This is a genomic window from Streptomyces sp. NPDC111744 (assembly GCF_055634995.1).
In genome coordinates, this window is the sequence record NZ_JBVKCG010000003.1 from 302,211 (window position 1) to 322,514 (window position 20,304).

Below are 20,304 nucleotides of genomic sequence, written 5' to 3' on the forward strand. Positions count from 1 at the left end.
GGGCGCGGGGAACTGCGCGACCAGCCACGACGGCGCCGCAGGCAAACGACGGCCGAGGCGGCTTTTCCGGCTCCCGGCGTCAGCCCTTCGTGCCGCCCGCGGTGAGCCCGGTCACCAGGTTCTTCTGCACGAGGTAGAAGAACACGGCGACGGGTATCGCGATCAGCACCGCGGTCGCGGTCATCAGGTTTCGCTGGGCGTCGTGCTCGCTGATGAAGCTCTGCAGCCCCACCGCGAAGGTGTACTTGTCGTCGCTCAGCATGAACGTGGACGCGAAGGCGACCTCCCCGAAGGCGGTGAGGAAGTTGTAGAACGCGGCGACCGCGAGGCCGGGCTTGGCGAGCGGCAGGATCAGCCGGCCGAAGGTGCCGAAGGGCGAGAGCCCGTCGACGCGGCCTGCCTCGTCGATCTCGAAGGGGATCGTGTCGAAGTAGCCCTTGAGCAGCCAGGCCGTGTAAGGGACGACGGTGGTGCAGTAGACCAGGATCAGCCCGAGGTAGCTGTCGATGAGGCCGAGGTTCGACATGATCTGGTACATCGGCACGATCAGCACGGCGATCGGGAACATCTGGGTGACCAGCAGCAGCCACATGAACTTCCGGTAGCCGGGGAAGCGCATCCGGGAGACCGCGTAGCCGGTGGTGGAGGCGAGGATCAGGCCGATGGCAGTCGTACCGCCGACGACGATCATCGTCGTCTTGAACCAGTCCCAGAAGCCGGTGTGCTGGAGGACGAAGGAGTAGTTGTCCAGCGTCATCTTGTGCCAGATGCCGCTCGGATGGAGGTAGTCGTCCTTGCCCGGGCCGAGCGAGAGGAAGATCAGCCAGCCGACCGGGAAGAACGCGATCAGGCTCGCGACACCCAGGATGCCGTGGGTGACGGCGGTGGCGAGGGGGCCGCGCTCGCCCCGGCGGACACGGCGCGGACTGCTGGTCACAGGGGCCTCCTCAGCGACCTGGGCGGAGGTCTCGACAGTGGTGGTACTCATGGAAACTCCTGCCTCAGATCGCGAGCTGCTGATCGTTGCGGTTGAGCCAGCGGCGGTAGAAGGAGGTGAAGACGATCAGGATGGCCAGCAGCAGCATGCCGTAGGCGGCGGACTGGGCGAAGTCACGCGGCTGCTGTCCGAAGCCGAGGAAGTAGGCCCAGGTGACCAGGATCTGAGCGTCCGGGGCGGTGTCGCCGAACAGCAGGAAGATCACGGCGAACTGGTTGAACGTCCAGATGATGCCGAGCAGTACGACCGTGGAGCTGACGGACCTCAGGCCCGGCAGGGTGACGTACCGGAAGCGCTGCCAGGCGCCGGCGCCGTCCATCTCGGCGGCCTCGTAGAGGGTGCCGTCGATGGCCTGGAGGCCGCCGAGCAGCGAGAGCATCATGAACGGCACACCGCACCAGGTGTTGACGAGGATCGCGGCGGCCCGCTGCCAGAACGTGTCCTCCAGCCATGCGGGTTGCGGCAGATGGAGGAAGTGGAGAGCCGCGTTGATGATGCCGCCGTCGGCGAGCATGAACCGCCAGCCGAACACGGTGACGAAGGTGGGCACCGCCCAGGGCAGGACGAGGACCATGCGGTAGAAGGTGCGGCCGCGGAACTTCTCGTTGAGCAGCAGGGCGAGGCCCAGACCGATGGTGTAGTGCAGGGTGACGCAGAGCGCGGTCCAGACGAACGTCCAGAGGAAGTGGGACCAGAAGCGGTCGTAGGACGTCGGGCCGAACAGGATGTCCTTGTAGTTGTCCAGGCCGATGAACTTGTAGGTGGCGTCGATGTGGTTGACGCCGATGGTGCGGGCGGTGTTGAGGCTGTTGGCGTCCGTCAGCGTCAGGTAGAAGCCGTACACCAGGGGGTAGACGACGAGCGCCCCGAGCACGACGGCCACGGGGGCGATCATCGCGTAGGCGTACCAGTACTTCTGGTAGCTGTTCCGGATCCGCCGGCCCAGCCCGGGGCGGGGCGCGCGGTCGCCGTGGCGCTTGCCGGTCGCACGGTCGATGGCGACTGTCATGGTTCGACACCTTCTGGGTTTTCCGGGATCGGGCTGGGCACAGGCCGGTGGCCGCCGGATCCCTTCCCCTGACTTTCAGGGGATCCGACGGCCACTCGGGGCTTACTTGCTGAAGTCGGGGACGAGCTTCTCTATCCCGAGTTCGGCGTTGCTCAGGCCCTTGTCGAGGGACTCCTTGCCGCCGGCGACCTTGGTCAGCTCGGTGCCGACCGGACCCCACAGGGAGGAGTACTCGGCGAGCGCCGGGCGCGGCTGCGCGGAGGAGAGGACGGCCTGGTAGCCGGCGATGCCCGGGTCGGCCTTGACCTCGGCCGTGTAGGCGTCGGAGCGGGTCGGCAGGGTCGAGTTCTTCAGGGCGATCTCCGTCTGGGACCTGGCGGAGGTCATGAAGGCGACGAACTTCTCGGCCGCCGTCTGGTGGGCCTTGTCCGAGCCGGCGTAGATGGAGAGGTTGTGGCCGCCGGTCGGGGCGCCCGCCTTGCCGGTGGAGCCGGCCGGGACGGTGGTGATGCCGAGGTTGGACTTGTCGCCGAACGCGGAGCCCTTGTAGAAGTTGGTGATCTCCCAGGGGCCCTCGATGGTCATGGCGACCTTGCCGTTGACGAAGGCGTCCTGGCGGTGGGCGTAGGCGTCGGCGGTGGTGTCCGCCTTCTGCAGGCCCTTGCCGGAGTAGAGGTCCAGCCAGGTCTGGTAGCCCTTCTTGGCCGCCGCCGAGGTGATGGTGATCTTCTTGGCGGAGGCGTCGACCATGTCGGTGCCCTCGCCGTAGAGGAAGGGCTGGGTGTAGTACGCGGCCTCGGGGCCCCAGTAGCCGGTGACCTTGGCCTTGTCCTGGATCTTGGCGGCGTCGGTCTTCACCTCGTCCCAGGTCTTGGGGGCCGCGGTGATGCCGGCCTTCTTCAGCAGGGCCTTGTTGTAGACGAGGGCGAGGGTGTCGGTGACCAGCGGGACACCGTAGGTCTTGCCGTCGTACTGGGCCTGGGTGATCAGGCTGGACTGGAACTTGGCCTGGTCCGCGAGGGCGCTGGTGCCGTCCAGCGGCAGGAAGTAGCCGGCCTTGGCGAAGGCGGGGGTCCAGCCGACCTCGGAGCGCAGCACGTCGGGGGCGCCCTTGCCGGACTGCGCGGCCGTGTCGAACTTGTTCTGCGCCTGGTCGAACTGGACGTTGACGTAGTTGACCTTGATGTCCTTGTTCGCGGCTTCGAACTCCTTGGCCAAGGCCTTGTACGTCGGTGCCTCATTGGTGGCGTTGGAGGTGTCCCACCAGGTGATGGTGACCGGGCCGTCCGACTTGCTGTCGCTGCCGCTCCCGCCGCACGCCGTCGCCGTGAGGGCGAGGGACGCCACCAGCGCGGAGGCCGCTATGCCACGCCGCATGATTCTCCTTGAGGGTGAAAAGCCCGAGTGATGCGAGGGCGGCCCCGTCCGCCGTCCTCGCCGTCGTGCCGACAGCGCCGTTGCGGCGGCCGGGCGTCAGGGAACGTAACAGCGATGTAAGCGCGACGAAAGACCTTGCAGCAAAAAAGTGCAAGGGATCTTCGAAGTTATCCGGACGTGACCTCCCGGCGACCACCGTGAGACGCTTCCTTGCTGCTTGTTTACGGCGATAGAGCGCTACGGGGCTACTTGTGCAAGACTCTGCAAGCTCTTGCCATCACGTTTCACGAGGGAGTGCGATGACGCAGCAGCCCGGACCGGGCCGCCCCCCAGGCCGCATCAGGCGCCCGATCGGTGTGCAAGGGGACATACGGCCGGTACAGTCCAGTGCCGTGACCACACGGCTTGCCGACATCGCAGCGCAGGCGGGGGTGAGCGAGGCGACCGTCAGCCGGGTCCTCAACGGGAAGCCGGGCGTCGCCGCCACCACCCGCCAGTCCGTGCTCGCCGCCCTGGACGTGCTCGGCTACGAGCGTCCGGTCCGGCTGCGGCAGCGCAGCGAGGGCCTGGTGGGGCTGATCACCCCCGAGCTGGAGAACCCGATATTCCCGGCCCTGGCCCAGGTCATCGGGCAGGCGCTGACCAGGCAGGGATACACGCCCGTGCTCGCCACCCAGACCCCCGGCGGGTCCACGGAGGACGAGCTGACCGAGATGCTGGTGGACCGCGGGGTCGCGGGCATCATCTATGTCTCCGGCCTCCACGCGGACACCACCGCCGACATGCAGCGCTATGAACGACTGCGGGCGCAGGGCGTGCCGTTCGTCCTCGTGGACGGCTTCTCGCCGAAGGTGCAGGCGCCGTTCATCTCCCCGGACGACCGGGCGGCGATGACCCTGGCGGTCACGCATCTGGTGTCCCTGGGGCACACGAGGATCGGTCTCGCCCTCGGCCCGAAACGGTTCGTCCCCGTGCAGCGCAAGATCGAGGGCTTCGTACGGGCCATGCAGGACCAGTTGGGGCTGCCCGCCGACGCGGTCGAGTCCGGGCTGGTCCAGCACTCCCTCTACACCCTGGAGGGCGGTCAGGCGGCGACCACGGCGCTGATCGACCGCAACTGCACGGCGATCGTCTGTGCCAGCGACATGATGGCCCTCGGCGCGATACGGGCGGCCCGGCAGCGGGGTCTGGACGTCCCCAAGGACATCTCGGTGGTCGGTTTCGACGACTCCCCGCTGATCGCCTTCACCGACCCGCCGCTCACCACGATCCGCAAGCCGGTCCCGGCGATGGGGCAGGCCTCGGTGCGCACCCTGCTGGAGGAGATCGGGGGTACGCCGGCTCCGCACAGCGAGTTCGTTTTCATGCCCGAATTGGTGGTACGCGGTTCTACGGCGTCGGCACCGGGGGACCGCACCAACCGCCTTTGACGACGCCGCAGTACCTCGGCATCAGCTGAGCAGTACCTGGGAAGTAGTCGTCGTGCCGTAGAAAATGCGCGGTGAACCCAACCTTGGGATGATCTGTCGAAGACGTCTTATCTGGCAGACTCTGTGCCTATGAGTGACTCGACCGTGACAGAGCCGGAAGGTCGCGCACAACAGACCCTTCCGCAGACCGTCACGGGCGAGGGAGAACAGGGATTCCTTCGCCGGCTGCGCACACCGGGCCGGCCCCGGCTCTGGTTCGAGATCCTGCTGATCGCGGTGAGTTACTGGACCTACTCGCTGATCCGCAACGCGGTCCCGGAGCAGAAGGCGCAGGCGCTGCGCAACGCGGACTGGATCTGGCGGGCCGAGCACCACCTGGACATCGCCGTCGAGGCCTCGGTCAACCACGCCGTGAACTCGGTGACTTGGCTGATCATCGGCATGAACTACTACTACGCGACACTGCACTTCGTGGTGACGCTGGGTGTGCTGGTGTGGCTCTACCGCAGCCATCCCGGCCGCTACGCGGCGGCCCGCCTCGCTCTCTTCGCCACGACCGGCGTGGCCCTCCTCGGCTACTACCTGTTCCCACTCGCCCCGCCACGGCTGATGAACGGCGGCCGCTTCACCGACACCGTGATGATCCACCACACCTGGGGCTCGATGGCCTCCGGCGACCTCAAGCACATGTCCAACCAGTACGCAGCGATGCCGTCCATGCACATCGGCTGGTCCCTGTGGTGCGGCCTGACGATCTTCGCGCTGGCATCGGTGCCGTGGGTACGGATCCTGGGCCTCCTCTACCCGACGGCGACCCTGCTGGTCATCGTGGCCACGGCCAACCACTTCTGGCTGGACGCGGTGGGCGGCATGCTGTGCCTGACCTTCGGCTTCACGGTGGCGCGGCTGTGGTACGGCACGCTGCCCTACGCGTTGCCGAGGCAGACATAGCCCTGCGGAGCGGCTGAGGGGGCTCCTGAACCACACGCGGGCATGATCAGACAGTGGCCCCGGCCGCCGCCCGCAGTGCGTCGAGGAACGTCTCCCGCGCGGGCTGCGGCGGGGCGGTCTCCCGTACCGCCGCGTGGATGGCGGACCTCCGGTACGACCACCCCCGAGTGGCGGCTGCCGAGCCCCAGCACTCGCCCGCAGGGCGGCACGGTGAGAAAGGGGTCGTCGAGCAGCCGCACCAGCCGCACGCCGGTCTCCTGCCGCCCCTCGGCCCGCACCAGGACCGCCAGGCCCTCCCTCACATCGGCCGGCGGCTCCTTCGCGTCGCGGGCCGGCCGCAGTTCGATCCGCACCCCGGGGTGCTCCGCGCGCAGCCGGGCGACCGCCGGGGCGACCAGGGCCACGCCCGCTGTGGCGAAGTACCGCACCGACAGCCGCCCCGTGCGCCCCACGAGCAGGTCGGCAAGGGCGGTCTCGGCCTCGGCGACCTGCCGGGCGACCGCGTCGGCGTACTCGGTGAGCAGCAGCCCGGCGGCGGTGGGCCGCACCCCGCGATCGACCCGCTCCAGGAACGCGGCCCCGGCCTCCTTCTCCAGCGTGGCGATCTGCCGGCTCACCGCGGAGGGCGTGTAGCGAGGGTCGCCGCCGCGCCGGTCACCGACCCGTCGGAAACCCACGGCCCGGAGCATCTGCATCCGTCGCACATCCATGCTGCAGCGCAGCTTCCCTGTGGTCCCTGCTCATCGGCCTCACCGTCGGCACCGACCGCGGCCTGTCCGGCGCCCGTCCGACCGGCCTCCTCGCGGGCTTCGCCGGTACGGTCCTGATCTTCACCCCCTGGCGTCGCTCGGGCCTGCTGAGCTGGGGCCCGCTGTCCCTGCTCGGGGCGGCGGCGAGCCACGCGGTGGCGTCGCGTACGGTCTCGGCCGCCCAGCTCCTGATGGCGACGGCTTGGAGCACTCTGGCGCTGCCGTGGGCGGGCCCGGTGGACGCGGACATGATCGGCGTCCTGGGCGCTGGGGGCCCTGGTACTGGGTCAGCACATCGGCTGGCGGGTGGTGGCAGGCGTCATCAGCGGCTCCGCCGTGGGGCGCGACCAGCCTCAACGGCGCCGCACCCGAAACGCGACCGGACTCCCCCGAACGCAACCCCTCAAGCCCCGTAGAAAAGCTCCTCCACGACCACCCTGGCCCGCCGAGCAGTCCGCCGATACGCGTCCAGCATGTCCCCCACATGCCCGTCCCCGTACCCCAGATACCGCCCCACCGCGGCCAGCTCCCTGCTCTCCGGGGGGAACGTGTCGCCGGCCCGTCCCCGCACCAGCATCACCGCGTTCCGCACCCGCGTGGCCAGCACCCACGCCTCGTCCAGTGTCGCGGCCTCCTCGGCCCCCAGCAGCCCTGCCGCACACGCCGCGGCCAGCGCCTCGCGCGTCCGGGTGGTCCGCAGTCCCGGCTCGGCCCAGCCGTGCCGCAGTTGCAGCAGCTGCACGGTCCACTCGACGTCGGACAGCCCGCCCGGCCCGAGTTTGGTGTGCAGCTTGGGGTCGGCCCCGCGCGGCAGCCGCTCGGACTCCATACGGGCCTTCAGCCGCCGGATCTCGCGGACCGCGTCCTCGCCGAGCCCCTGCGCCGGATACCGCAGCGGGTCGATGAGCTCGATGAACCGGCGCCCCAACTCCTCGTCCCCGGCCACCGGTTCGGCCCGCAACAGGGCCTGCGACTCCCATACCAGGGACCACCGGCGGTAGTACGCCTCGTAGGACTTGAGCGTGCGCACCAGCGGCCCGGACTTGCCCTCGGGCCGCAGGTCGGCGTCGATCAGCAACGGCGGGTCGGCGCTGGGGATCTGGAGCAGCCGCCGCATCTCGGAGACGACCTTGTTCGCCGCGTCGGCGGCCTCCCGCTCGTCCACGCCCTCCTGGGGCTCGTGCACGAACAGCACGTCCGCGTCGGAGCCGTAGCCCAGCTCGTGCCCGCCCAACCGGCCCATGCCGATGATCGTGAACCGGGTCGGCAGGGTGTCGCCCCAGCCGTCGCGGACCACCGCCCGCAGCGTCCCGGCCAGTGTCGCCGCCGTGAGGTCGGAGACCGCGCCGCCGACCCGGTCCACCAGGGCACCCTGGTCGGCCTCGACGGGCGTGCTCTCGGTGCCGTAGGAGTCGACGATGTCGGCGGCGGCCGTACGGAACAGCTCGCGGCGGCGCACGCCACGCGCGGCCCGGACCCCGACCTCGGCGTTGTCGGCGCGGCCGACGGCGGCGAGGATCTCCCTTTCCAGCTGGGCGCGTTCGCGGTGTTCCAGACCGCCGCCGGGACCGCCGCCCTCGCGGGCGCCGTCGCTGTCGCCGAGCAGGGCGACCGCCTCGGGGGCGCGCATCAGCAGGTCGGGGGCGAGACGGCCGGCCGACAGCACCCGGGCGAGGTTCTCGGCGGCGGCACCCTCGTCCCGCAGCAGCCGTAGATACCAAGGGGTCTTGCCGAGGGCGTCGGAGACCTTGCGGAAGTTCAGCAGGCCCGCGTCCGGGTCGGCGGAGTCGGCGAACCAGCCCAGCAGGACCGGCAGCAGGGTGCGCTGGATCGCGGCCTTGCGGGTGACGCCCGAGGCGAGGGCCTCCAGATGGCGCAGGGCGGCGGCCGGGTCCGCGTAGCCGAGGGCCTCCAGGCGTTCCCGGGCCGCCTTGGTGCTCAACCGTGCCTCGCCGGGGGCGAGTTGGGCGACGGCGTCGAGCAGCGGCCGGTAGAAGAGCTTCTCGTGGAGGCGTCGTACGACACCCGTGTGCCGTTTCCACTCGCGGATCAGCTCGGTCACCGGTTCGGTGCGCAGGCCCAGGGAGCGGCCGAGGCGGCGCAGGTCGGCCTCGTCCTCGGGGACCAGGTGGGTGCGGCGCAGCCGGTAGAGCTGGATGCGGTGCTCCATGGAGCGCAGGAAGCGGTAGGCGTCGTCGAGTTGCGTGGCGTCGGCACGGCCGACGTAGCCGCCGGTGGCGAGGGCCTGGAGGGCGTCGAGGGTGCTGCCGGAGCGGAGCGTGGCGTCGGCCCGGCCGTGCACCAGCTGGAGGAGCTGGACGGCGAATTCGACGTCGCGCAGACCGCCGGGGCCGAGCTTCAGTTCGCGGTCGACCTCGGCTACGGGGATGTTCTCCACCACCCGGCGGCGCATCTGCTGCACGTCGGTGACGAAGTTCTCGCGCTCGGCGGCCTTCCAGACCAGCGGGTCGAGGGCGTCGATGTACTGCTGACCCAGTTCGGGGTCGCCGGCGACCGGGCGGGCCTTGAGCAGGGCCTGGAACTCCCAGGTCTTGGCCCAGCGCTGGTAGTAGGCGAGGTGGCTGCTCAGCGTGCGGACGAGGGGGCCGTTCCTGCCCTCGGGACGCAGGTTGGCGTCGACCGGCCAGATCGAGCCCTCCACCGTGGTCTCGGAGCAGATGCGCATCATGTGCGAGGCGAGTTTGGTCGCGGAGCGGAGGGCCTTGGCCTCGTCGGCGCCGGCGGCGGCCTCGCCGACGAAGATGACGTCGACGTCGGAGACGTAGTTCAGCTCGTGGCCGCCGCACTTGCCCATGGCGATCACGGCGAGCCGGCAGGCGGCGGCGTCCTCGGGCGCGGCGCGCTCGGCGAGGGCGAGGGCGGCGCGCAGGGTCGCGGTGGCGAGGTCGGCGAGCTCGGCGGCGGTCTCGGCGACATCCGTGGTGCCGCACACGTCCCGGGCGGCGATGGACAGCAGGCAGCGGCGGTAGGCGACCCGGAGGCCGACCGGGTCGGCGGCCCCGGCCAGGCCGCGCTCGAACTCCGCCACGCCGGGGTGCAGGTCCCGGGGCTCGTAGGTGACCAGGGCCTCCCAGTCCCGCGGGTGCCGGGCGAGGTGGTCGGCGAGGGCGGCGGAGGCGCCGAGGACGCCCAGCAGACGGTCCCGGAGCGGCTTGGCCGCTATCAGGGTGTCGACCAGCTCCCGGTGGGCGCTGGGACCGGGCTGGGCCTCCAGCAGCCGTACCAGGCCGTGCAGGGCGAGGTCCGGGTCGGCGGTGGCACCGAGTGCCTCGAGGAGGACCGGATCATCGCGTACGGCGGCCAGCTCGGCGCTGTCCAGCAGCCGCTCCGCGGCCGAGGCATCGGTGAAGCCGTGCCGCAGCAGTCGCGTGAAGGTACTGCTCCTGCGCCCCGGCGTCATCCGCGGCCTCCCTCCGGATCAAGGTCGTCGGATCAAGGTCGTCCACGCCAGAGCCTAACCGCAGACCCTGTCACGAGCGCCGATGAGTTCGCGGCGGGATCGTGGTCTGTACCGGGTCTGTACCGGCAGGGAACCGAAGGAGGCATCATGCGCGAACCCGAGGGTGTGCTGGACCCCCGCTACAGCAGCAGGGGCACCCAGGCCCACGACTGGTCCGACGCGGAGAAGGTGCTCACCGACTCCGAGCTGTTCTGGATCTCGACGGTACGGCCGGACGGGCGGCCGCATGTCACCCCGCTGCTCGCGGTGTGGCACGACGGCGCGCTGCACTTCGGCACCGGCCCGGGCGAACACAAGGCGCACAATCTCGCCGGAAACCCGCACGTCGTCCTGACGACCGGCACCAACAGCTGGACCAGGGGGTACGACCTGACCGTCGAGGGCGAGGCGGTGCGGGTCACCGACGACGACCGGCTGCGTGAGCTGGCGGCGGCCTGGGAGGAGAAGTACGGGCCGTTCTGGCACTACGAGGTGGCCGACGGCTACTTCCACCGGGACCCGGGACGGACCCTGGTCTTCGCGGTGCGGCCCCGCAAGGTTCTCGGCTTCGGCAAGGGCGAGCCGTTCAGCCAGACGCGCTGGCGGTTCGAGTAGTCCCTCGTCAACTCGCGGCCCGACCGCGGAAGTACACTCGGCGGCTCACCTGATGGGGCACCGTCCCGCCCAGCAGGCGGCGCATGGTGTCCGCCGCGGTGACGGCCGCGTCGGCGCAGCAGTTGTTGAACAGGACGTGGACCCGGTCGGTGCGGTCGGCCAGGGCGCGGATACGCGGCAGCCACGGTGTCAGTTCCCGTTCGGTGTAGACGTGCCGGAAGCGGTCCTCCTTGCTGCCCGTCCGCCAGTGCGGGCTGCGGCCGTGGAACCGGACGACCGCGAGCCGGCTCGTCGTGACGGGCGTGACGGGCGGCAGGGAGGTGGGCAGCCCCTGCGCCGTGTCGACGGCCACGGCGGTGGCGTCGAGGTCGGTGAGCAGCGCGGCCGTGGCGTGCTCGCGGTCGCCCTGCCACCACCCGGGATGCCGGAACTCCACGGCGAACGGCCAGCCCCGCGCGCGTTCACGGCTCGCGCGGACGACGGCCTCGGAGCGGGGGCCGGGGGCGAGGGAGGGCGGGTACTGGAACAGCACGGTCCCGAGCCGCCCGGCGCGCCGCAGCGGCTCCACGGCCTCCGCGTACCGGGCCCACACCTCGTCCAGCAGCCCCGGATCGGTGGCGCGCCCGCGCGTGAACGCCGCCCGTAAGTCGGCGGGCAGCGCGGCGGGCCTGGTCGGATGCCCGGTCAGCAGGGAGAAGGCCTTGACGTCGAAGCGGAAGCCGTCCGGGGTGCGCTCCGCCCACAGCCGGGCGGTGCGCGGGCTCGGCAGCGCGTAGTACGGCGAGTCCGCCTCGACCACGCCGAACCGCTCGGCGTAGTACCGCAGCCGCCCCTCGGCGTCGCGCTGCCCGCGCGGATACCAGCCGCTCGTCACCAGCGCGCGGTCGGTCCAGGAACAGGTGCCCACGAGGATCTCCGCCATGGACGGCGGGTACCCGCACGGGACGGCTCGGCACCCGTCGGCCCGGCAGCAGTCGTTCACGCGGTTTTCATCCGCCTGGTTGAGTTCCGTGGCACACGGGAATGTTGGCGTGTGCATGCTCTGTCCGCACCGCCAGCCCCGTCCATCCCCCACCGGAGGTTGATGTGTCCGGCAGTTCCGTATACCGCCGTGCCCGTACCGTCGTAGCGTCCGCGACCGCGCTCGCCGCGGCCGCGATCGGACTGTGGACCGGGTTCGGCGGCGGCTCCGCGCATGCCGCGGGTGCCGTGCCGACCCCGGACCACGTGGTCGTCGTGGTCTTCGAGAACCACGCATACAGCCAGGTCATCGGCTCCTCCAGCGCGCCGTACATCAACTCGCTCAAGACCGGCGGCGCCAACCTCACCCAGTCGTACGCCATCACCCACCCGAGCCAGCCGAACTACTTCGCCCTGTTCTCCGGCTCCACCCAGGGCATCACCGACGACAGCTGCTACACCCCCGGCTTCTCCTCGGCCGCCAACCTGGCCTCCGAGCAGCTCGCCGCGGGCCGCACCTGGGCCAGCTACAACGAGACCCTGCCCAGCCAGGGCTCGACCACGTGCAGCAGCGGCAACTACGCGCAGAAGCACAACCCGTGGTTCGGCTTCAGCAATGTGCCGACCTCGTCCGCGAAGACGTTCACCCAGTTCCCGACGGACTACACGACGCTGCCCCAGATCTCCTTCGTGGTCCCCAACCTGTGCAGCGACATGCACGACTGCTCGGTGTCCACCGGTGACACCTGGCTGAAGAACAACCTCGGCGCGTACGCCACCTGGGCCAAGACCCACAACAGCCTCCTGGTCGTCACCTTCGACGAGGACAACCGGCTCAGCGGCAACCGCATCCCGACGGTCCTGTACGGCCAGCCGGTGACGGCGGGCTCGTCGTCCTCGACGACGTACAACCACTACGACCTGCTGCGCACCCTGGAGGACACCCAGGGCCTGACCGCGCACGCGGGCAACGCGGCCTCCGCCAAGGACATCTCCGGCATCTGGGCGTCCTGACGTGTACGTAGCGGACAGCCGCGCGAGCACTCCGGCGGCGTCCGCGGAAGGTACCGCCCGGCCGGTGACGGCCGGGCGGTACCGCACCGCGGTCGCCCCCACCGTCCTCGCCCTCGGCACGGTCAGCCTGGTCACGGACGTGTCCTCCGAGATGGTGACAGCGGTCCTCCCGCTGTACCTGGTGGCGGGCCTGGGCCTGTCCCCGCTGGGCTTCGGCCTCCTGGACGGCGTCTACAACGGATTCTCCGCGGTCGTACGCCTGGTCGGCGGCCATCTCGCCGACCGCGGCGGCGGCCGGCACAAGTGGGTGGCGGGCGCGGGCTACGCGCTGTCGGCGCTGTGCAAGCCACTGCTGCTGATCGCCCACACCCTGACCCCCATAGGCCTGGTCCTCGCGGCGGACCGCACGGGCAAGGGCCTGCGCACGGCTCCGCGCGACGCCCTGATCTCCCTTTCCAGCACCCCCGAGACCCGGGGCCGTGCCTTCGGCGTGCACCGGGCGATGGACACGGCGGGCGCCCTGCTCGGGCCCCTGGTCGCGTTCCTGATCCTGCGGGCGACGGTGGACGGCTACGACGCGGTGTTCATGGTGAGTTTCTGCGTGGCCGTGGCCGGGGTGCTGGTCCTGGTGCTGTTCGTGCCGGGCGGCGGACGTACCCAGGCGGCTCCTTCCGGCACGCGCCCCACCCTGCGGGCGGCGCTCGCCCTCCTCACCCATCGCGACCTGCGCCGGCTCACCGTCTGCGCGCTGCTCCTGGGCCTGGCGACGGTGAGCGACTCGTTCGTGTACCTGCTGCTGCAACGGCGGCTGGGCGTCCCGGACCGCTGGTTCGCACTGCTCCCGCTGGGCACGGCGGCCGCGTTCCTCCTCCTGGCCGTGCCGCTGGGCCGGCTGGCGGACCGCTGGGGCCGCTGGCGGGTGTTCCTCACCGGCCACGCAGCCCTGCTGCTGGCGTATGTCCTGCTGCTGACGTCCTGGCACGGTACGGCGCTGCCGTACGTGGTCCTCGCCCTGCACGGCACGTTCTACGCGGCGACAGACGGGGTGCTGATGGCGGCCGCGTCGGACAGCGTCCCGGAGGCACTGCGCTCGTCGGGCCTTGCGCTGGTCCAGACGGGCCAGGCGGGAGCACGTTTCGCCTGCTCACTGGCGTTCGGCGCGGCGTGGACGCTGTGGGGCGACCGTACGGCGCTGAGCGTGTCGGCGGTGGCCCTGGCGGTGTGCGCGGCGTACGCCCTCACCCTCCGTCCCTTCCGGAAGGCAGCCGCATGACCCTGCGTTCCCGCATCCTGATCCTGCTGTCGGCGCTGGCGGTCCTGGCGGCCGTGGCGCTGGCCTCCGTGCTGCACGCGTCGGCACGGGCGGAGCGCCGCGACCAGACCCAGGCGGGCGGCCCCGAGGTCACCGGAGGGACGGTCACCCTGACCACCCCCGGTCGCATGGTCTTCCGCAACATGGCATGGGGCCCGCACCGGGACGAGCTGACGACGGTCCCGGTGACCGACCCGGCCGGCCCGCGCACCGCGTCGGGCGTGAAGTGCCTGCGGTTCTACGCCGCTTCGGGCACGGGGGTGTGTCTCCAGGCGGTCCACGGCCCGGTCTCGGACACCTACCGCGCCCTGATCCTGGACGCGAAACTCCACACGAAGGCCCACTACGACGTCCCCGGCATCCCGTCCCGCGCGCGCGTCTCTCCCACGGGCCACTACGCCGCCTGGACGGCGTTCGTGGGCGGCGACTCGTACGCGGGCACGAACTTCTCCACTCGTACGGCGATCGTCGACACCCGCACGGGCTCGCTGATCCCCTCCCTGGAGACGTTCCGCGTCCTGAAGGACGGCCGTGTCCTCCACTCGGCGGACACCAACTTCTGGGGCGTGACGTTCGCGTCGGACGACCACACCTTCTACGCCACGCTGGCGACGAAGGGCTCGACGTACCTGGTCCGGGGCGACCTGCGTACCCGTACGGTCACCACCCTCCACACGAACGTCGAATGCCCGTCCCTCTCCCCCGACGGCACCCGCGTCGCGTACAAGAAGCGGGTCAAGGGCCTCCCCAAGGACGCCCCCTGGCGCCTGTACGTCCTGAACCTGACGACGATGCGCGAAACCCCGCTGGCCGAGACCCGCAGCGTGGACGACCAGGCGGTATGGAAGGACGGCCGCACGATCGTCTACGCGCTGCCGGGCGACTACGGGGCGGACCTGTACGAGGTACCGGCGGACGGCACGGGCAAGCCGCGGCGGATCAGCGCGTCGGCGGTGTCTCCGGCGTACGTCGGCTGATCCTCCCCCGACGCCACGGCCCCGGGGTACAGGACGTACCCCGGGGCCCCGTCTGTGCCGCCGTACCGCGAGTGCCTACAGCACCGGCAGGTTCTTCCGCAGTTCGAAGGCGGTGACCTCGCTGCGGTACTCCTCCCACTCCTGGCGCTTGTTGCGCAGGAAGAAATCGAAGACGTGTTCGCCGAGGGTGTCGGCGACCAGGTCGCTGTTCTCCATGAGGGTCAGGGCCTCGCCGAGGTTCTGCGGGAGCGGCTCGATGCCCATGGCCCGCCGCTCGGCGTTGGAGAGGGCCCAGACGTCGTCCTCGGCGCCCGGCGGAAGTTCGTAGCCCTCCTCGATGCCCTTGAGGCCGGCCGCCAGCAGGACGGCGTAGGCCAGGTACGGGTTCGATCCGGAGTCGATGGAGCGGACCTCGACGCGCGCCGAGCCCGTCTTGCCGGGCTTGTACATCGGGACACGGACCAGCGCACTGCGGTTGTTGTGGCCCCAGCAGATGTACGACGGGGCCTCGCCGCCGGCGCCCGCGGTGCGCTCCGAGCCGCCCCAGATGCGCTTGTAGGAGTTCACCCACTGGTTGGTGACCGCCGAGATCTCCGCGGCGTGCTTGAGCAGGCCCGCGATGAAGGAACGGCCGACCTTGGAGAGCTGGAACTCCGCGCCCGACTCGTAGAACGCGTTCCGGTCGCCCTCGAAGAGGGAGAGGTGCGTGTGCATGCCCGAGCCGGGGTGCTCGGAGAAGGGCTTCGGCATGAAGGTCGCATGCACGCCCTGCTCCAGCGCCACCTGCTTCATGACCAGGCGGAACGTCATGATGTTGTCGGCCGTCGACAGGGCGTCCGCATAGCGCAGGTCGATCTCCTGCTGGCCCGGCGCGCCCTCGTGGTGGGAGAACTCGACCGAGATGCCCATCGACTCCAGCATGGTGATCGCCTGGCGGCGGAAGTCCATGCCGACGTTGGTGGGGGTGTGGTCGAAGTAGCCCGAGTTGTCGGCCGGGATGGGGCGGGAGCCGTCCAGCGGGCGGTCCTTCAGCAGGAAGAACTCGATCTCCGGGTGGGTGTAGAAGGTGAAGCCCAGGTCGGAGGTGCGGGCCAGGGCACGCTTGAGGACGTAGCGCGGGTCCGCGAAGGACGGGGAGCCGTCCGGCATGAGGATGTCGCAGAACATACGGGCCGTGCCGGGGGTCTCCGCGCGCCACGGGAGGACCTGGAAGGTGGAGGGGTCCGGCTTGGCGATCATGTCGGACTCGTAGACCCGGGCGAAGCCCTCGATCGCGGAGCCGTCGAAGCCGATGCCCTCGTCGAAGGCCTGTTCCAGCTCGGCCGGGGCCACGGCGACGGACTTGAGGAAGCCCAGCACGTCCGTGAACCACAGGCGTACGAACCGGATGTCGCGCTCCTCCAAGGTCCGGAGCACGAACTCCTGCTGCTTGTCCATCTTCCGCTTCCCCATCCTTGCTGGTCAGGCCGCCTGCTCCCGGTCCCACAGGAAGGCGGTCGGGCACCTGAGCATCACACCACAACAGCATTTCATGCGCGTTGCAGACCTTGATCGCCCCGGCGTCCTCGGCCTGAACGGCTCCCGTACGGCAGGTGTACTGCCCTGACGCCCATCTTGCCTGCTCGCACCGACATCCGTAATGGCCGATTCGATTCCGGCGCGAGTCACCTCTTGCACATGAACATGAATATCAGGTGCAAACCCCCCGTGGCCGTGCGTTCCGGTTATCGGTTTCCTGTCGAACACCGGCATTTCCAGGTCTTTCCTGTGTCCTCGCTACGACTGGCCCCATCTCCCCCATTACGATCAGCGGGCCCCACCTTCCACGTCCCATTCCCCAGAAGGACACACCCCATGGGTTCCGCGAAGAAGAGCAGCAGTGCCGAGCGCAAGGCGCGTATAGAGGAGATGCGGCGCGCCGAGCAGGCGCGTGAGCGCCGGGGCCGGATCCTCACGATCGCCGCCGGCGTGGTGGTCGTCCTCGGTCTCGTCGCCGGCGGTGTGGCGCTCGCGAAGAACCGGTCCGGTGACGACACCGCGGCGGCCGACGCGAAGAGCTCGGGACACTTCGTGACCGGCGCGGACGGGGTGAGGACCTGGAAGGGCACGCTGGGCCGGACGCATGTGACGACCACCGTGCACTACCCGACCGAGCCCCCCGTGGGCGGCAACCACAACCCGGTCTGGCAGAACTGCAACGGTGACGTCTACACCGAGGCGCTCGACAACATGAACGCCGTGCACTCGCTGGAGCACGGCGCGGTCTGGGTGACGTACAACAGCAAGGCGAAGAAGGCCGACGTCGACGCGCTCGCGGCGAAGGTGAAGCAGACGCCGTACACGCTGATGAGCCCGGACGACAAGCAGAAGGACCCGATCATGATGACGGCGTGGGCGCACCAGCGCACCGTGACCGGGGCCGACGACCCCAACGTGGGCAAGTTCTTCCAGGAGTTCGTGCAGGGCAAGCAGACGCCCGAGCCGGGTGCCGCGTGCACGGGAGGCAAGAGCCAGTGATGCGGACGGTGCTCATCGCGGGCTCCGCGGTGGCGGCACTGGTCGCGGCCGGTGCGATCAGCTACGCGGTCGCGAGCGAGGACGGCGGCAGCAGCAGTACGGTCCCGAGTGCCGGCTCGGCGGACGCGGGGTTCGCGCGGGACATGGCGGTCCATCACCAGCAGGCCGTCGAAATGTCGTACATCGTGCGCGACCGCACGAAGGACACCGACGTACGGCGCCTCGCCTACGACATCGCGCAGACGCAGGCCAACCAGCGCGGCATGCTGCTGGGCTGGCTGGATCTGTGGGGGCTGCCGAAGGTGTCGGCCGATCCGCCGATGACCTGGATGGGCATGGGTGACATGGCCTCCGGCAAGGACGGTTCGCTGATGCCGGGCATGGCGACCAACACCGAGATGAAGAAGCTGGGGACGCTGAACGGCAGGCAGGCGGAGATCTTCTATCTGCAGCTGATGACGGCCCATCACAAGGGCGGTATCCACATGGCCGAGGGGTGTGTGGCCAAGTGCACCGTCGAGGTGGAGAAGAACCTCGCCCAGGGCATGGCGGACGCGCAGCAGTCGGAGTTGACGACGATGGCGCAGATGCTGAAGGAGCGGGGCGCGAAGCCACGCACCTGAACGGGCATACGGTGTGGGCGATTTGTCGACTTAACCGCACCGCAAGGGCTTACCGACAATCGCAATCGATCCGTAACGTTCGGCACGACATCGAAATCCGACCAAAAGCCCCTAATCAACGCTCACTTGGGGTTTCCTTGGCCTTTTCATTCCCCTGGCATGAACAGTTCACCGCAAGAGTGACCCCCATCGTGTGATCCATTCACGGGCCGTTCCGCCGCCGGCCTCCTGGTGATCACGGTTGACCGACCACTCCATGCGTCGAACCGCATAGCAGGGGGCAGTATGAGATCGAACCGTGCCAAGGTGCGGGCCAGCGTGAGCATGGCAGCGACACTGCCGATGATCGCCGGCGCGCTCGCACTCGGCATACCCGCGGCCCACGCCGCGGACAGCCCGGCCCGTGACACCCTGAAGGGCACCAAGCCCACCTGGGCCACGGCCAAGGCGGACAAGGGCGCGACCTCCAACAGCGCGCAGGTCAAGGCCCGGGTCTACCTGGCCGGCCGGAACGCCAACGGCCTCGCGGCCTACGCGAAGGCGGTGTCCGACCCCAGCTCACCGCTCTACGGCAAGTACCTCAGCGCCAAGCAGGTGCAGGCCCGCTTCGGCGCCACCGCGGCCCAGGTGAAGGCCGTCAAGTCCTGGCTGACCGCGTCCGGCCTGAAGGTCACCGAGGTCACCCAGCACTACATAGCCGTCTCCGGCGACGTCTCCGCCGCCGAGCAGGCGTTCGGCACCCAGCTGCACAACTACGCCAAGGGCTCGAAGACCTACCGCGCCCCGGAGAAGACGGCGACCGTGCCGGCCTCCGTCAGCGATGCCGTCCTGACCGTCACCGGCCTGGACAACGCGCCGCACAAGGCGACCCACGACGACACGCTGCCGCCCCCGGCCACCGTGTTCAAGAACTCCGGGCCGTTCTCGTCGTACTACGGCTCCAACATCGCGACCACGCTGCCGGACGCGTACGGCTCGAAGGTCCCGTACGCCGTCGAGGGCTACACCGGCAAGCAACTGCGGGCCGCCTACGGCGCCGGCAAGTACACCGGCAAGCACGTGCGCGTCGCGATCACCGACGCGTTCGCCTCGCCGACCATCGCCTACGACGCCGGCACCTACGCCAAGGCGCACGGCGACGCCACGTGGAAGACGAGCCAGCTGCACCAGGCGCTGCCCTCGAACTTCACGAACACCGGCGCCGACGAGTGCGACGCCTCCGGCTGGTACGGCGAGGAGACCCTCGACGTCGAGGCCGTGCACGCGGTCGCGCCGGACGCCGACGTCACCTACGTGGGCGCCGCGTCCTGCATGGACAACGACCTGCTGGACGCGCTCAGCAAGGTCGTCGACAACCACCTCGCCGACATCGTCTCCAACTCCTGGGGCGACATCGAGGCCAACGAGACCCCGGACGTCCAGGCCGCCTACGACCAGGTCTTCCAGCTGGGCGCGGTCCAGGGCATCGGCTTCTACTTCTCCTCCGGCGACAACGGCGACGAGGTCGCCAACACCAAGACGAAGCAGGTCGACACCCCGGCCAACTCGGCCTGGGTGACCGCGGTCGGCGGCACCTCGCTCGCCGTCGGCAAGGGCGACAAGTACCTGTGGGAGACCGGCTGGGGCACCGAGAAGGCCTCGCTGTCGGCCGACGGCAAGAGCTGGAACGGCTTCCCCGGCCCGTTCACCTCGGGCGCGGGCGGTGGCACCAGCAAGACGGTCACCGAGCCGTACTACCAGAAGGGCGTCGTCCCGGACTCCCTCGCGAAGGCCAACAGCACCACCGGCAACCGCGTGGTCCCGGACATCTCCGCGATCGCCGACCCCAACACCGGTTTCAAGGTCGGCCAGACGCAGACCCAGGCGGACGGCACCGAGGCGTACAGCGAGTACCGCATCGGCGGCACGTCGCTGGCCGCGCCGGTGATCGCCGCCGTCCAGGCCCTCGCCCAGGAGGCGGGCGGCGGCAAGGCGATCGGCTTCGCCAACCCGCTGATCTACTCCAAGTTCGGCACGAAGGCCTACCACGACGTCACGGACAAGCCGACCGGGAAGGACCTCGCGGTCGCCCGCGTCGACTTCGCCAACGGCTACGACGCCACCGCCGGCCTGCTGACCTCGGTCCGCAGCCTCGGCAAGGACAGCTCCCTGTCCGCGGTGAAGGGCTACGACGACGTGACGGGCGTGGGCTCGCCGGCGAGCGGCTACGTGGAGTCGTACCGCAAGCACTGACGCGCTGCGCTGCTTGAGCAAAGGGGCGTGAGGTCTTGAGAGACCTCACGCCCCTTTGCGTCAGGCGGACTCGAGCGAGGA

Annotated in this window: 16 protein-coding genes; 9 read left to right on the forward strand and 7 right to left on the reverse strand. The window is 70.0% G+C overall.

Going from position 1 to position 20,304, the window contains the following annotated elements; genetic code table 11:
* Positions 1–79: 79 nt before the first annotated feature.
* The 3 genes from ACZ7OO_RS08620 to ACZ7OO_RS08630 all read right to left on the reverse strand — a co-directional run bounded on the left by ACZ7OO_RS08620 (position 80) and on the right by ACZ7OO_RS08630 (position 3,383).
* On the reverse strand, positions 80–988 hold the full coding sequence (locus tag ACZ7OO_RS08620) for a sugar ABC transporter permease (RefSeq protein WP_471502859.1): 909 nt from the start codon (positions 986–988) through the stop codon (positions 80–82).
* 13 nt (positions 989–1,001) lie between these two features.
* Entirely contained in the window at positions 1,002–2,006 is a 1,005-nt protein-coding gene (locus tag ACZ7OO_RS08625) for a carbohydrate ABC transporter permease (protein ID WP_352223294.1), read from the reverse strand.
* A 102-nt stretch (positions 2,007–2,108) separates the two neighbouring features.
* Positions 2,109–3,383, reverse strand: coding sequence for an extracellular solute-binding protein (locus ACZ7OO_RS08630; protein WP_471502862.1), 1,275 nt, complete (start codon positions 3,381–3,383; stop codon positions 2,109–2,111).
* Positions 3,384–3,775: 392 nt separating this feature from the next.
* On the opposite strand from ACZ7OO_RS08630, the gene ACZ7OO_RS08635 reads away from it, so the two are divergent.
* Positions 3,776–4,813, forward strand: coding sequence for a LacI family DNA-binding transcriptional regulator (locus tag ACZ7OO_RS08635; RefSeq protein ID WP_471502864.1), 1,038 nt, complete (start codon positions 3,776–3,778; stop codon positions 4,811–4,813).
* A 129-nt stretch (positions 4,814–4,942) separates the two neighbouring features.
* The gene (locus tag ACZ7OO_RS08640; RefSeq protein WP_471502866.1) at positions 4,943–5,764 is read left to right on the forward strand and encodes a phosphatase PAP2 family protein; all 822 of its coding nucleotides are present in this window, start codon (positions 4,943–4,945) and stop codon (positions 5,762–5,764) included.
* On the opposite strand, the gene ACZ7OO_RS08645 is transcribed toward ACZ7OO_RS08640, so the two are convergent.
* Positions 5,740–6,441, reverse strand: coding sequence for a LysR family transcriptional regulator (locus ACZ7OO_RS08645; protein ID WP_471502868.1), 702 nt, complete (start codon positions 6,439–6,441; stop codon positions 5,740–5,742). The genes ACZ7OO_RS08640 and ACZ7OO_RS08645 overlap by 25 nt on opposite strands.
* A 475-nt stretch (positions 6,442–6,916) precedes the next feature.
* Positions 6,917–9,934 carry a bifunctional [glutamine synthetase] adenylyltransferase/[glutamine synthetase]-adenylyl-L-tyrosine phosphorylase gene (locus ACZ7OO_RS08650; RefSeq protein ID WP_471502870.1) on the reverse strand — a complete coding sequence of 1,006 codons (3,018 nt, stop codon included), beginning with the start codon at positions 9,932–9,934 and terminating at the stop codon, positions 6,917–6,919.
* A 147-nt stretch (positions 9,935–10,081) separates the two neighbouring features.
* Between ACZ7OO_RS08650 and ACZ7OO_RS08655 the strand changes: the two genes are divergently transcribed.
* A complete protein-coding gene (locus ACZ7OO_RS08655; protein ID WP_471502872.1) occupies positions 10,082–10,588 on the forward strand; it encodes a pyridoxamine 5'-phosphate oxidase family protein in 507 nt (168 codons plus the stop codon).
* A gap of 7 nt (positions 10,589–10,595) precedes the next feature.
* Here ACZ7OO_RS08655 and ACZ7OO_RS08660 read toward each other — a convergent pair whose 3' ends face one another.
* Positions 10,596–11,510 carry a DUF72 domain-containing protein gene (locus ACZ7OO_RS08660; protein ID WP_471502875.1) on the reverse strand — a complete coding sequence of 305 codons (915 nt, stop codon included), beginning with the start codon at positions 11,508–11,510 and terminating at the stop codon, positions 10,596–10,598.
* A gap of 164 nt (positions 11,511–11,674) precedes the next feature.
* On the opposite strand from ACZ7OO_RS08660, the gene ACZ7OO_RS08665 reads away from it, so the two are divergent.
* From ACZ7OO_RS08665 to ACZ7OO_RS08675, 3 genes are read left to right on the forward strand one after another with little or no spacing between them, the layout of a single operon-like run.
* Positions 11,675–12,562, forward strand: coding sequence for an alkaline phosphatase family protein (locus ACZ7OO_RS08665; protein WP_471502877.1), 888 nt, complete (start codon positions 11,675–11,677; stop codon positions 12,560–12,562).
* A 1-nt stretch (position 12,563) separates the two neighbouring features.
* Positions 12,564–13,835: an MFS transporter gene (locus ACZ7OO_RS08670; RefSeq protein WP_471502879.1), complete on the forward strand. Its 1,272-nt coding sequence runs from the start codon at positions 12,564–12,566 to the stop codon at positions 13,833–13,835.
* A complete protein-coding gene (locus ACZ7OO_RS08675; protein WP_471502881.1) occupies positions 13,832–14,851 on the forward strand; it encodes a TolB family protein in 1,020 nt (339 codons plus the stop codon). Before ACZ7OO_RS08670 ends, ACZ7OO_RS08675 begins: the two co-directional genes overlap by 4 nt.
* 75 nt (positions 14,852–14,926) lie before the next feature.
* Here ACZ7OO_RS08675 and ACZ7OO_RS08680 read toward each other — a convergent pair whose 3' ends face one another.
* A complete protein-coding gene (locus ACZ7OO_RS08680) occupies positions 14,927–16,288 on the reverse strand; it encodes a glutamine synthetase family protein (RefSeq protein ID WP_352223282.1) in 1,362 nt (453 codons plus the stop codon).
* A gap of 417 nt (positions 16,289–16,705) precedes the next feature.
* Between ACZ7OO_RS08680 and ACZ7OO_RS08685 the strand changes: the two genes are divergently transcribed.
* From ACZ7OO_RS08685 to ACZ7OO_RS08695, 3 genes are all read left to right on the forward strand, one after another.
* The gene (locus tag ACZ7OO_RS08685; protein WP_471502883.1) at positions 16,706–17,368 is read left to right on the forward strand and encodes a DUF3105 domain-containing protein; all 663 of its coding nucleotides are present in this window, start codon (positions 16,706–16,708) and stop codon (positions 17,366–17,368) included.
* Complete coding sequence (locus ACZ7OO_RS08690; RefSeq protein ID WP_471502885.1) at positions 17,368–17,991, forward strand: DUF305 domain-containing protein; 624 nt, start codon at positions 17,368–17,370, stop codon at positions 17,989–17,991. Before ACZ7OO_RS08685 ends, ACZ7OO_RS08690 begins: the two co-directional genes overlap by 1 nt.
* Positions 17,992–18,315: 324 nt before the next feature.
* The gene (locus ACZ7OO_RS08695; RefSeq protein ID WP_471503396.1) at positions 18,316–20,223 is read left to right on the forward strand and encodes a S53 family peptidase; all 1,908 of its coding nucleotides are present in this window, start codon (positions 18,316–18,318) and stop codon (positions 20,221–20,223) included.
* Positions 20,224–20,304: the final 81 nt, after the last annotated feature.

What these genes read in the sequence shown, in the direction of transcription:
- ACZ7OO_RS08690 (WP_471502885.1), top strand. Translation starts at nt 17,368, where the DNA reads ATGCGGACGGTGCTCATCGCGGGCTCCGCGGTGGCGGCACTGGTCGCG.
- ACZ7OO_RS08675 (WP_471502881.1), top strand. Translation starts at nt 13,832, where the DNA reads ATGACCCTGCGTTCCCGCATCCTGATCCTGCTGTCGGCGCTGGCGGTC.
- ACZ7OO_RS08660 (WP_471502875.1), bottom strand. Translation starts at nt 11,510, where the DNA reads ATGGCGGAGATCCTCGTGGGCACCTGTTCCTGGACCGACCGCGCGCTG.
- ACZ7OO_RS08625 (WP_352223294.1), bottom strand. Translation starts at nt 2,006, where the DNA reads ATGACAGTCGCCATCGACCGTGCGACCGGCAAGCGCCACGGCGACCGC.
- ACZ7OO_RS08650 (WP_471502870.1), bottom strand. Translation starts at nt 9,934, where the DNA reads ATGACGCCGGGGCGCAGGAGCAGTACCTTCACGCGACTGCTGCGGCAC.
- ACZ7OO_RS08640 (WP_471502866.1), top strand. Translation starts at nt 4,943, where the DNA reads ATGAGTGACTCGACCGTGACAGAGCCGGAAGGTCGCGCACAACAGACC.
- ACZ7OO_RS08695 (WP_471503396.1), top strand. Translation starts at nt 18,316, where the DNA reads ATGGCAGCGACACTGCCGATGATCGCCGGCGCGCTCGCACTCGGCATA.
- ACZ7OO_RS08630 (WP_471502862.1), bottom strand. Translation starts at nt 3,383, where the DNA reads ATGCGGCGTGGCATAGCGGCCTCCGCGCTGGTGGCGTCCCTCGCCCTC.
- ACZ7OO_RS08655 (WP_471502872.1), top strand. Translation starts at nt 10,082, where the DNA reads ATGCGCGAACCCGAGGGTGTGCTGGACCCCCGCTACAGCAGCAGGGGC.
- ACZ7OO_RS08680 (WP_352223282.1), bottom strand. Translation starts at nt 16,288, where the DNA reads ATGGACAAGCAGCAGGAGTTCGTGCTCCGGACCTTGGAGGAGCGCGAC.
- ACZ7OO_RS08685 (WP_471502883.1), top strand. Translation starts at nt 16,706, where the DNA reads ATGGGTTCCGCGAAGAAGAGCAGCAGTGCCGAGCGCAAGGCGCGTATA.
- ACZ7OO_RS08620 (WP_471502859.1), bottom strand. Translation starts at nt 988, where the DNA reads ATGAGTACCACCACTGTCGAGACCTCCGCCCAGGTCGCTGAGGAGGCC.